Genomic DNA, 11,533 nt, shown 5'->3' with positions numbered 1-11,533 from the left:
TCATTGGACAAAGAGGATAGATGGCTAATTCATCTTTTACTTGGAATAGGGAAGATGAATTAGCTTTTTTATTTTTGTTTTTAGTTGTTTCTTTCGCACTTTTTTATATTATGAAAGCATATTGGATCGCTTGTGGCGTGGCGTTTGCAAATGCTGAATTACAGGGAAGCGGAACACGGATTTTTGGCTGGGAAAGGAAGGCGGAAAAGAAGGGATTTTCGAATTTGTCGAATGGAAGTACGTATCGATGGGAATCCGTTCCCTTGTAATGGAACGTTTCTGCAGCCACCCGCGACAAGGGCGCATGTCCCCTTGCCGCGTAAATATATAAGATGTACGAAAACAGCTACGCAGTCTATTGCGGCGCCTTTATGGGCATTTGTATGTATGGCAACGGCCAGTATCATCATCGCCTCATTGATGATACTGGCCGCTTATTTTTATTTGGACGAAAGATTCGCCGTTCTGATCGCCTTTATGTTTGCCAACGTTGACGCCATGAATGAAATAAGCGAGCAAAAGCATAGATTAGGAGAGAAGGCATTATTTTATGCGAGAGGATAGGGATGAATATGTTTTCCGATATCGTCCAAACGATGCCTCCTTATGTATTTTCGCAGTTTCAAAAGAAAAAAGAAGAGCTGGTCAAGAAGGGGATCGATGTCATTGATTTAGGGATCGGAGCTCCTGATTTACCGCCGCCGCCTTTTATAGTGGAAAAATTAAAAGAGGAGTTAAACGAGCCAACCAATTATACGTATTCGCCGTATGCGGGATGCAAGGAATATCGGGAAGCGGTAGCGCTTTTTTACGAGCGGGAATATGGGGTGCAGTTGGATCCTGATACCGAAGTGTTAGCGTTAATCGGGTCAAAAGAGGGAATTGTTCATTTGCTGCAGGCTGTGCTTAATCCGGGTGAGACCGTATTGGTTCCTGACCCAGGTTATCCTGTTTACCGCACTGCCGTGCATTTCGCCCGGGGGAAAAGCGTTTATTTGCCGCTCGATGCGAAAAATGGCTATGTTCCTCTTTTTGCCAAGCTCCCTTCGGCTATTTATGAAGATGCCAAAATCATGTTTTTAAATTATCCGAGCAATCCAACGGCGGCTACTGCCGGCATGGATACATTCGCCGAGGCGGCTTCGCTGGCAAGAAAGCACCGCATCTTCATCGCCCATGATTCTGCCTATTCGTTTGTTACTTTTCAAGGATTTAAAGCGCCGAGCGTTCTACAAATAAATGGGGCAAAGGAAGTAGCGGTCGAATTCGGTTCCTTGTCAAAAAGTTATAACATGGCGGGCTGCCGCATCGGTTATATCGTCGGAAATAAGGATGTGATTAAAGCGCTTTCGATTATTAAAAGCAACACCGATACATGCCAGTTTCTTCCGATTCAAAAAGCGGCTGCGGCAGCGCTGACGAGCGACCACGAGTATGTGCGAGCAAATAACCAAATCTATGAGCAGCGAATGAATATGATGGTTGAGGAGCTGCAGGCGTTGGGGATGCAAGTCCAGCGTCCAAAAGCGACCTTTTTCCTATGGATTCCTGTTTTTAAAGCGTATTCTTCCGAACAATTTGCCGCGAAGCTGCTTGAAGATGCGGGCGTAATTGTTACTCCAGGAACAGCGTTTGGGCCGTCGGGGGAAGGATATGTCCGGTTATCCTTATCCGCACCGATAGAGCGGCTGCGGCAGGCGGTTGAGCGGTGGAAACAAGTCAATTGGGAGGCGGAGAAACGATGAAGCAGACAATCCGCAATATCACCGCGGCGAAAGCAATCGTTCATTGCCTGAAACGGGAGGGCATCTCCCATATATTTTGCGTGCCGGGAGAAAGCTATTTGCCGCTGATGGATGCCATTTTCGATGAGCCTTCACTTCAACTGATTTCGGCCCGCCATGAAGGCGGCGCTTCCTTTATGGCAGAAGGCTATGCAAAAGCGGCGGGAAAACCGGGAGTCGTGCTGGCGACGCGGGGAGTCGGCGGCGCTAACTTAGCGATTGGCGTCCATACAGCAAAACAAGATTCCACGCCGATGGTTGTATTTTTAGGGCAAGTGCACAGCTATTTCCGCGGCAGGGAAGGATTTCAGGAAGTCGATTTAGACCGCTTTTTCCAGCCGATTGCAAAATGGACGGTGGAAATTCGCGAGGCAGAACGAATACCGGAGCTGGTGCAGCGGGCGTTTCGCATCGCGAGAACGGGCAGGCCAGGACCTGTCGTCATCTCGCTTCCGGAAGATATATTTCTTCAAGATATTGCCGAAGCGGTAGTTTCGGATGTAGATGTACCGAGACCTGCTCCAAGCGCAGAGGATGTGCGGAGCGTTCAAGAGATATTGCAAAGGGCGAAACGGCCGGTTGTCATCGCCGGTGGAGGAGTAAAGCTGGCTAAGGCAGAACAGCTATTGCGGTTATTTGCTGAAAAATATTCCATTCCTGTAGTGGCTGCTTTTCGGCGACATGATGTGTTTCCAAATGACCATCCGTTCTATGTGGGGCATCTCGGCCTAGGAACACCAAAACCCATTATCGAAACAGTGAAGCAGGCCGATGCCGTGATCGCGATCGGAACGAGATTATCGGAAGTGACGACGCAAGATTATCGTTTGCTCTCGCCGGATCAGACGCTGATTCATATCGATATCGACAGCGATGTGCTAGGAAAAGTATATCCACCGGACATTTCCATCCTAGCAGATTGCAAAGAAACGCTTTTAAAATTGTTAGAAATCGCCGTGCAGCCGTCCTGGCACGATTGGGCGGCAGCGAGACGGAAACAATATGAACAAGCATCGGCGCTTCCGGCGGAAAAACGGAACTTCAATGAAGCGATCATCGCCAGCTTGCAACGACATTTGCCAAACGATGCGATCATCACCAATGATGCCGGCAATTTCGCCGGCTGGCTGCATGCCTTTTTCCAATTTACCGAAAAACAGGTGTATATCGGCCCTACTTCCGGAGCGATGGGATATGGCATGCCGGCAGCGATTGGCGCCAAGCTTGCTTTCCCGGAGCGTATCGTCGTTTCTCTATCAGGAGATGGAGGTTTTATGATGACGATGCAAGAGCTAGAGACCGCTGCCAGATATCATATTCCGATTATTAGTATCGTCTTTAACAATAGCATGTATGGAACCATCCGCATGCATCAAGAGCTGCACTTTCCGAAACGGGTCATCGGGACGGATTTAGGGGATGTATCGTTTGCCGAATTAGCGAAATGTTTAAATGCCACCGGCATTCGCGTAGAAACAGAAGACCAATTTACTAGAGCGCTCATTCAATCCTTTAACGAAACAAAACCAACGGTGATCGAAGTCATGACAGATCCAAACCAAATTTCCGTGACCGCGACGATTGACGAGCTGCGAAAGCGGTCGAATTCTCGGTAAACATTTGCATAATAGCCATGATAGTCTATGCATAAATTTTCTAATAGAAACAATAAATGACTAAGGGGGAAACTGGCTTGTGAAAGTATTGAATTTTGTGAATGGGGAATGGAAAGCGTCAATTAGCAAGCAATTTGTTCCGGTGATCAATCCGGCAAACGGCGAAACGATTGGAGAAGTGACGGTTTCGATCGAAGCGGATGTCGATGAAGCGGTAAAAGCGGCGAAGGCCGCGCAAAAGCAGTGGGCGCTCGTACCGGCGCCAAAACGGGCCGAAGTGTTATATAAAGTCGGCTATTTATTAAAAGAAAGAAAAGAACAGCTCGCTAGATTACTAACGATGGAAATGGGAAAAGTGCTCGAGGAAGCGCGCGGGGAAGTGCAAGAAGGAATTGATATGGCATTTTATATGGCTGGCGAAGGAAGACGGTTATTCGGCGATACGACTCCTTCGGAATTAAAAGATAAATTTGCGATGAGCGTTCGCGTGCCAGTTGGAGTTGTCGGCATCATCACTCCGTGGAATTTTCCGATTGCGATTGCGACGTGGAAGTCATTCCCGGCCATTGTTGCCGGCAATGCGGTCGTATGGAAGCCAGCGTTGGAAACACCATTGATGGCACGGGAACTAGCGAAAATATTCGAAGAAGCAGGATTGCCAAAAGGGGTGTTCAACGTCGTTCACGGCGACGGTCCAACGACAGGGAATGCGTTGGTAGAGCATCCAGACGTGCAAGTGATTTCCTTTACTGGATCAAACGAAGTCGGGCGGATTATTGCTGAAAAGTGCGGACGTCGCTTGAAAAAAGTGTCGCTAGAAATGGGCGGAAAAAATGCCGTCATTGTCATGGATGACGCAGATTTGTCGTTAGCGGCAGAAGGGATTTTGTGGAGCGCATTTGGTACGTCAGGACAAAGATGTACGGCATGCAGTCGCGTTATTGTTCATGAAGCGGTGAAGGAAGAGTTAGAAAATAGATTGCTAGAGGCAATGAAGACATTGACGATTGGAAACGGATTGGACGAAAACGTCAAAGTCGGCCCGGTCATTAGCGAAGGGGCGCTGCAAAAAATTGACCATTATGTGCAAATCGGCAAGGAAGAAGGTGCAAAGCTGTTAACCGGGGGCTATATTTTGCGGGATGGAGAGTATCAAAAAGGCTATTATTATGCCCCTACTCTTTTTACCGATGTTCAACCGACGATGCGCATTGCGCGCGAAGAAATTTTCGGCCCAGTTGTTTCGATCATTTCCGTCAATAGTTTAGAAGAAGCGATTGCTGTGAACAACAGTGTCGATTACGGATTGTCTAGTTCTATTTTTACACGGGATGTCAATAAAGTGTTTCAAGCGATGCGCGATTTAGATACGGGCATTGTCTATATCAATGCCGGCACGACCGGGGCAGAAATTCATCTGCCGTTTGGCGGAATGAAAGGAACGGGAAACGGCCATCGCGATTCTGGCGTCGCGGCGCTCGATGTGTTTACCGAATGGAGAAGCGTGTATATTGATTTCAGCGGCAAATTGCAACGGGCGCAAATCGATATTGACGAATAACGAATTCATCAGCGAAAGAATAAGGAGGCGCATGCTATGAAAGCGTTAGTGCTTGGAGCTGGACTGATGGGAAAAGAGGCGGCGCGCGATTTGGGGCAAAGTGAGGATGTTTCCGCCGTCACGTTAGCCGATGTGGATATGCAGAAGGCAGAGACCGCTTGCCGGCAATTGCATTCTAGCAAACTGGAAGCAAAGCAAGTCGATGCGGCGAATGAGAAAGAATTGGCAGCGCTGATGCGTGAGCACGATGTTGTCGTTAACGCGTTATTTTATCGTTTTAATGAAATGGTGGCGAAAACGGCGATCGAAGTCGGCGTGCATTCCGTTGATTTAGGGGGGCATATCGGCCATATTACCGACAGGGTGCTGCAATTAAATGAATACGCAAAGCAAGCCGGTGTTACGATCATTCCAGATTTAGGAGTCGCGCCGGGAATGATCAACATTTTGGCCGGGTACGGAGCGAGCAAATTAGACGAGTTAAAATCGATTAAACTATATGTCGGCGGTATTCCTGTACGTCCGGAGCCGCCGCTCGAATACAACCATGTATTTTCGCTAGAAGGGCTGCTTGATCATTATACCGATCCATCCCTCATTATTCGCGATGGGAAAAAGCAAGAAATCCCGTCATTATCGGAAGTGGAAACGATTTATTTTGATCAATTTGGCCCGCTCGAAGCGTTTCATACATCAGGAGGGACTTCCACGCTGTCCCACTCTTATCCGCAATTGGAATGCTTGGAATATAAAACGATCCGCTATCCAGGCCATGCGGAAAAATTTAAGCTGCTTGTCGATTTGAATTTGACAAGAAACGACTGCGAGGTGGAAGTAAAAGGACAAAAAGTGAAGCCGCGCGACGTGCTGTTAGCGGTTTTATCGCCGCTTTTGGATTTAAAAGATAAAGAGGATGTCGTGCTGTTGCGGGTCATTGTCGGCGGAATCAAAAGCGGCAAAGAGACGGTTTTGGAATATGAAACGGTAACGTTGAAAGACCGCAAAAACAACGTGACAGCGATGGCGCGGACTACTGCCAATACGATCTCGGTCGTCGCGCAAATGATCGGAAGCGGAGCCATTCAAAAACGGGGGGTTTATCCGCCGGAGCAAATCGTTCCAGGAGACATTTACATCAAGGAAATGGAAAAGCGAGGAGTAGTGATTAAAGAAAAACAGTATGTAAAAGAATGAACAGAAGGCTGGATTTTAGGTGGAAAGTTTCCACCTAAAATCAGTCTTAATTAGTTTGCATCAAAGAAGGTTGTCGTTTTCCGATAATTAAAAAGGCAATAAATGATAAAACCATTGCGACCATAAATGGTGCTTTGTCGGAAATCGAATGACCGATAATCCCCGATAACACTGGGGCGATAGCAGCACCCATCCAGCGGACGAAGTTGTACATTCCGGAAGTAATGCCGCGTTCATACGGAGATACTTCCATTACATAGCTTGTAAATAAAGCATTGTTTAAACCGGAAACAAGACCGGATAAAATAATGAAAGCGATCAATAACCATGTGTTTTTAGTGATAAACAATAGTAGCAAAAACGCCGCAAAAACTAACAAGCTATACGGCAAAGTTTGTTTTGGTGTATACGTTTTTTCCAAGCGATGCGCCAAAATCGCTGATCCATACGCAAGGCAAAGCCCCCAGCCAAAAAAGACAAAACCGATTTGAATGGCAGAAAGTCCGATGATTAATGGCGAATACGCAAGCACGACGAAAAAGCCATAATAATATAGCATCGCGCCGATGGCGCCTTTGAGAAAAGGCGGGAATGTTAATAAATGTTGCATTTCTTTCATGCCGACTGCTTTTCTCGATTTTCTTTTATTTGGATCATAAACAAAAAAGATGACCAGAAGAAGTGCGATAAAAATGAAAATGCTTGTTCCAATAAATGGGTATCGCCATGAGTGCTGACCGAGAAGGCCGCCGACAAGCGGTCCGCCTGCCATCCCAAGGCCGATAGCTGCTTCGTAAAGGCCGACGGCAGTGTTTGCTTGCGGTGTTAACGCAATTAATAACGTCATCGCGGTAGCAAAAAACATCGAGTTTCCAAGCCCCCATCCAGCCCGGAAAATGGATAATTGCGGAATCGTATTGGATAAGCCGCACAATAAAGAAACAACAGTAACGATACTAAGCCCGATTGCCATCATCCGTTTATCCCCTACGCGACTCACCATCATTCCCGATGGTATCATCATGATGGCCATTGTAAAAATATATGCGGTAAACAACATTTCCACTTGCCAATGAGTTGCTCCAATACTTTCGGCAATAACCGGCAAAATTGGGTCGACAATACCGATTCCCATAAATGCTAAAAATGTCGCAAACACGGTAATCCAACGGGCGCGTGTTTGTTTTCCTTCCTCCATGGTTTATCCCCTCCTTTCTTCTTCCTGCAAAATCGTTTGAATTCGTTGTTCGAGTTGTTCTAACTCATTTTTTAGTTCGAGCATTTTTTTCATCTTTTGCTTGAGCATGTCGATTTGTTTCCGAAGGTTGGAAGCAATATTTTGCAGTTCTTGTTTTTTTTCGTCTTGATTTACAGCGTTGCGATACTCGAAGCGATGGGATTCGATCGCCTCCTTCAATGTCAAAAAATGATGCAATTCTTGAAGCGAAAATCCTAGTACCTCGCGAGCGGCAATCACTTTTTTTAACTGTTCGATATCTTCTTCCGAATAGAGGCGCGTTCCTTTTTCGCTGCGTTTAGGGGGCTTAATGAGGCCAATTTCTTCATAGTAGCGGATCGTCCGCTTTGTTAATCCTGTTTCTTTGGCGACGTCGTCAATTTTGAATCGTTTCATTTCGTTCCTCTCGCTTATTCATCATAATAAAGGTCGCTATCATAAATATAACATTAACGTTAACGTTAGATTTTGTCAATTAGGAATAGTATATATAGCAAAAAACATATAGATTTTTTGATAATGCGGCAGTCTATGCATGAAACATGAACCTTCTTGTGTTAATGGTTTGTTGACACCTCTATTCTAATCAAGGGAATCGCTTGTTGTTGGTTTATCTTTTTTCACAATTTCCCATATTTCTTTGATAATTTTTCCACATACCTTATGTATAATGACCGTGCTAGCAGCAAAAACAAATGGCAAAAGGGGTGTGTTATCTAATGAAGAAAAAATGGATTCCAGTGGCGCTTGCAACGATGATTGCGATTCCAACGGCGGTCTTTGCTGCTGAAAAAGGAGGGGCGGAAGACGTTCAAGTTCCAAAAAAATTCGAGAACTTTCTAGAAGCAACGCCAATATTAAAAGATTATGGAAAATTCGGCAAACATTTTGTGAAACATCTCCAAATGAATGAACAGCAAGAACAGAGATTGTTAGAACTGGTTAAACAATATGCGCCAGAAGATGTAAAAGAATGGCAGCAAACCATCGATAAGCGTCAAGCGCTTTTAAAAGAATTGCGCGATTTAAATCCAAAAGAGATGTTAAAAGAAAAGCGTGAGGCAATAATTAAGGAGCGAGAAGCCGAACTAGATGAACTTCTTAATCAGCTAGTATCAGGAAAAATTACGAAAGAAGAGTTCAAACAAAAGCTAAAAGAAGCAAGAGATCACCGTAAGGAACAATTAAAAAAATGGAAGGATGAAAATCTTCCTGCCGTAAAAGAGGATATTGAAAAAGAAAGAGAGCTTCATAAGCAATTCCGTGAAGCGGTAGAATCGAAAGATGAAAAAGCGATTGCTGAACTATTACCAAAATTCCTTGAACACCTAAAAGCGGAAAATGAAAGATTGGCGCAAGTGATTGAAAAGATAAAACAAAATCAATCAGCTAACAAAGAAAATGGATTATAATAGTTTAGGTCGTGTTGATGAACACGGCCTTTTTTAATCCAATAAGTAAGTAGGGATGAAGGATGTACGATATTTATTTAGTTGAAGACGAAGAAAATTTGAATCATTTGCTTGCTTCTTATTTAGAAAAGGAAGGATGGAATGTAACTTCTTTTTTCAATGGAAATGATGCGCTTATGGCTTTGAAGGAAAGAAATCAACCGCATCTATGGATACTGGATATCATGCTGCCAGACGTTGATGGTTTTGAATTATTACGCGAAATTAAAGGCTTTAGCCCCGATGTGCCTGTTATTTTTATCTCCGCTCGCGACGCAGATTTAGACCGCATACTTGGGCTTGAATTAGGAAGTGATGATTATTTAGCCAAGCCATTTTTATCACGCGAGCTTGTGATAAGAGCAAAAAAGCTGTTAACGCGTGTGTATGAAAGATCGTCGCCAGTTCCGTTACGTTCATCACAGCTTGTTCACGTTCCTCCTTATACGATTGATATAGCCAAGCGCATGGTTATAGAAGGAGGTAAAGTGGTTGAATTAACCTCAAAAGAATTTGACTTATTGCTTGTGTTTGCGAATCATCCGACTCAAGCATTTTCTAGAGAACAACTGCTTGAAAAGGTGTGGGGCGATGATTATTTCGGCAGTGACAGAGCGGTAGATGACCTTGTGCGCAGATTGCGCAAAAAAAATGCCGCATTTGCGCATTGAGACGATTTACGGATTTGGCTATAGGATGATGTCATCATGAAAAACAAGCCGTTAGCGATTCAAATATGGAGCGTGTTTGCGGGAATAACACTTGTATTTTCCATTTTAATTGCGATTTTTATTTTTGTAACGTTGCGCAGCTTTTTTATGGAGGAAACGTACCGAATTATTGAAAATTCGCAAATGAATCGATTTGCTGGTAACGTTTTTGAGGAAAATCCAATTGTGAGGGATCAAAGCAGGCAGTCCAACCGCAGCGTTAACCATTTAGTGTTTTTGCCTCATGTGGGAGTGGTGAAAGATAGCAAGCTGCCTCCAAAAGTTTTAAAACAGTTATATAAACAAGCCCTCTTACAGGAGGAAGTATCTAAACGGTACACAAGGAAAATCCAAGGGGAACGAATTTATTATGTCATCCGCAAAGGGACGGCGCTTGGCAGAGAAGTTGCCCTCGTATCTTATATGTGGGATTCGTATTTGAACGATTTAGTGCGCACCTTGTTTCGTCGTCTCATCCTTATTATCGGAATAGCGTTATTAGTAGCCTCTCTTCCTGCCGCTTTGTTGGCAAAATATTTAACACGTCCGTTACGGGAGATGGACAAGCATGTCAGACGCATCGCCGAAAGAGATTGGCATGAACCCCTTGTTCAAGATCGTGGTGATGAAATCGGACGCTTGGCGCGTTCCATTGAAAAGATGCGAATAAAGCTTGTTCAGCAGGATGAAGCGCAGCAATCGATGTTACAGCATATTTCTCATGAGTTAAAGACACCCGTAATGGTCATTCGTAGTTATGCAGAATCGATCGAGGACGGGATATTTCCAAAGGGGAGTCTGGAAGGCTCTGTTAGTGTCATTAAGCAAGAAGCAATGCGTCTAGAAAAACGAATTAAGGACTTGTTATATTTAACGAAATTGGATTATTACGCAACGCAAGAGCCAAAATATGGGCCAGTTAACCTTGCTCATTTGCTTGAAGAAGTAGCAGAACGGATGAAGCCGAATCGTCCGGACTTAGAATTTAAAATGGAATTATCTGAAATGGTGATTACGGGTGATGCGGAGCAGTGGAAAATTGCTTTTGAAAATATTTTAGACAATCAAATGCGCTACGCGCGGACGCAGATCCAAGTGAACACAAAGGGCGCGGTTGTACGAATTTGGAATGACGGTCCGCAGATGGAAGAACATTTGCTGGAACAAGTGTTTAAGAAGTTTCAGGTTGGTCAAAGAGGAAAATTTGGCTTGGGGCTAGCGATTGTTCAGCGAATTGCTGAGCTTCATAAGGCAAAGGTGTGGGCAGCAAACGAAAATGGAGGAGTGGCTTTTTATATACAATTTACATCATAACCAAAAAAGCGTGAACTTCATCCGTTCACGCTTCAAAGTTGTTGGCCATTTTACGGCCTGTGCTGGCATGTTGCTCCGTTACATACCAATAACGGTAAGCCGCACAACAGGAATCATGCTTCGCGGCGGTGGATGAGATGACATGCTTTGTGGCTTCTCACCTGGTTTTTGTCAAAAATGGTCTTTGTTAGGAATAGCTGAATGGTTTGCTAAAACAGTTTTTACTGCTGCCTCAATCTCTTTATAGCTCGTACATCGGCAAATGTTCGATTCCAGCCATTCTTGAATGGTACTGTCATCCGCGTCGAGATGGCGTTCTATTAAAGCATGGGCGTTCATAATAAAGCCGGGGGTGCAGTAGCCGCACTGGAAGGCAAAATGTTCGACAAACGCGCGCTGAATCGGCGTGTTATAAAGCCCTTCGATCGTAGTAATCTCTTTTCCGACCGTTTCAATGGCAAGCATCATGCACGATTTGATTGGGATGCCGTCCACTAATACGGTGCATGCGCCGCAGTCGCCGTTTAAGCAGCCAGGTTTTGCTCCGGTAAGACCGAGTTCGTTCCGAAGAATGAATAGCAATGTATCTCCTTGGCGGGCGACGACGGATTTCGTTTCCCCGTTCACCAGCAATTGCATTTCACATTTGGTTGAGGCCTCCATTTG

10 protein-coding genes and 1 pseudogene are annotated in these 11,533 nt (G+C 44.9%); 8 read left to right on the top strand and 3 right to left on the bottom strand.

The features are described 5' to 3' along the window. Nucleotides 1-387: 387 nt before the first annotated feature. The 5 genes from MWM02_RS17415 to MWM02_RS17395 all read left to right on the top strand — a co-directional run bounded on the left by MWM02_RS17415 (nt 388) and on the right by MWM02_RS17395 (nt 6,155). Entirely contained in the window at nt 388-564 is a 177-nt protein-coding gene (locus MWM02_RS17415) for a hypothetical protein (protein ID WP_157778198.1), read from the top strand. A gap of 2 nt (nt 565-566) precedes the next feature. Then, a complete protein-coding gene (locus MWM02_RS17410; RefSeq protein ID WP_244402559.1) occupies nt 567-1,745 on the top strand; it encodes an aminotransferase class I/II-fold pyridoxal phosphate-dependent enzyme in 1,179 nt (392 codons plus the stop codon). Beyond that, entirely contained in the window at nt 1,742-3,400 is a 1,659-nt protein-coding gene (locus tag MWM02_RS17405; protein ID WP_244402558.1) for a thiamine pyrophosphate-binding protein, read from the top strand. Before MWM02_RS17410 ends, MWM02_RS17405 begins: the two co-directional genes overlap by 4 nt. A 79-nt stretch (nt 3,401-3,479) precedes the next feature. Further along, entirely contained in the window at nt 3,480-4,961 is a 1,482-nt protein-coding gene (locus MWM02_RS17400; protein WP_244402557.1) for an aldehyde dehydrogenase family protein, read from the top strand. A gap of 3 nt (nt 4,962-4,964) precedes the next feature. Then, nucleotides 4,965-6,155 (top strand): saccharopine dehydrogenase family protein, encoded by a 1,191-nt coding sequence (locus MWM02_RS17395; protein ID WP_256462222.1) that lies wholly within the window; start codon nt 4,965-4,967, stop codon nt 6,153-6,155. Nucleotides 6,156-6,201: 46 nt separating this feature from the next. Here the strand turns inward: MWM02_RS17395 and MWM02_RS17390 are convergent, their stop codons facing one another. Further along, nucleotides 6,202-7,353, bottom strand: coding sequence for an MFS transporter (locus MWM02_RS17390; RefSeq protein ID WP_064553377.1), 1,152 nt, complete (start codon nt 7,351-7,353; stop codon nt 6,202-6,204). Nucleotides 7,354-7,356: 3 nt separating this feature from the next. After that, complete coding sequence (locus MWM02_RS17385; RefSeq protein ID WP_064553375.1) at nt 7,357-7,788, bottom strand: MerR family transcriptional regulator; 432 nt, start codon at nt 7,786-7,788, stop codon at nt 7,357-7,359. Nucleotides 7,789-8,111: 323 nt separating this feature from the next. Here MWM02_RS17385 and MWM02_RS17380 point away from each other — a divergent pair, with 323 nt between their 5' ends. The 3 genes and pseudogenes from MWM02_RS17380 to MWM02_RS17370 all read left to right on the top strand — a co-directional run bounded on the left by MWM02_RS17380 (nt 8,112) and on the right by MWM02_RS17370 (nt 10,867). Then, complete coding sequence (locus MWM02_RS17380) at nt 8,112-8,804, top strand: hypothetical protein (protein ID WP_244402556.1); 693 nt, start codon at nt 8,112-8,114, stop codon at nt 8,802-8,804. Between the two features lie 62 nt (nt 8,805-8,866). After that, a pseudogene (locus MWM02_RS17375) lies at nt 8,867-9,554 on the top strand (response regulator transcription factor). After that, complete coding sequence (locus MWM02_RS17370; protein WP_244402555.1) at nt 9,551-10,867, top strand: sensor histidine kinase; 1,317 nt, start codon at nt 9,551-9,553, stop codon at nt 10,865-10,867. Before MWM02_RS17375 ends, MWM02_RS17370 begins: the two are co-directional and overlap by 4 nt. 171 nt (nt 10,868-11,038) lie before the next feature. Here the strand turns inward: MWM02_RS17370 and MWM02_RS17365 are convergent, their stop codons facing one another. Next, nucleotides 11,039-11,530, bottom strand: coding sequence for a (2Fe-2S)-binding protein (locus MWM02_RS17365; protein ID WP_244402554.1), 492 nt, complete (start codon nt 11,528-11,530; stop codon nt 11,039-11,041). Nucleotides 11,531-11,533: the final 3 nt, after the last annotated feature.

Origin of the sequence: Parageobacillus sp. KH3-4, from assembly GCF_022846435.1 — a bacterium.
GTDB classification, from domain to species: Bacteria; Bacillota; Bacilli; order Bacillales; family Anoxybacillaceae; genus Parageobacillus; species Parageobacillus thermoglucosidasius_A.
This window is presented reverse-complemented; position numbering and strand designations above follow the sequence as displayed.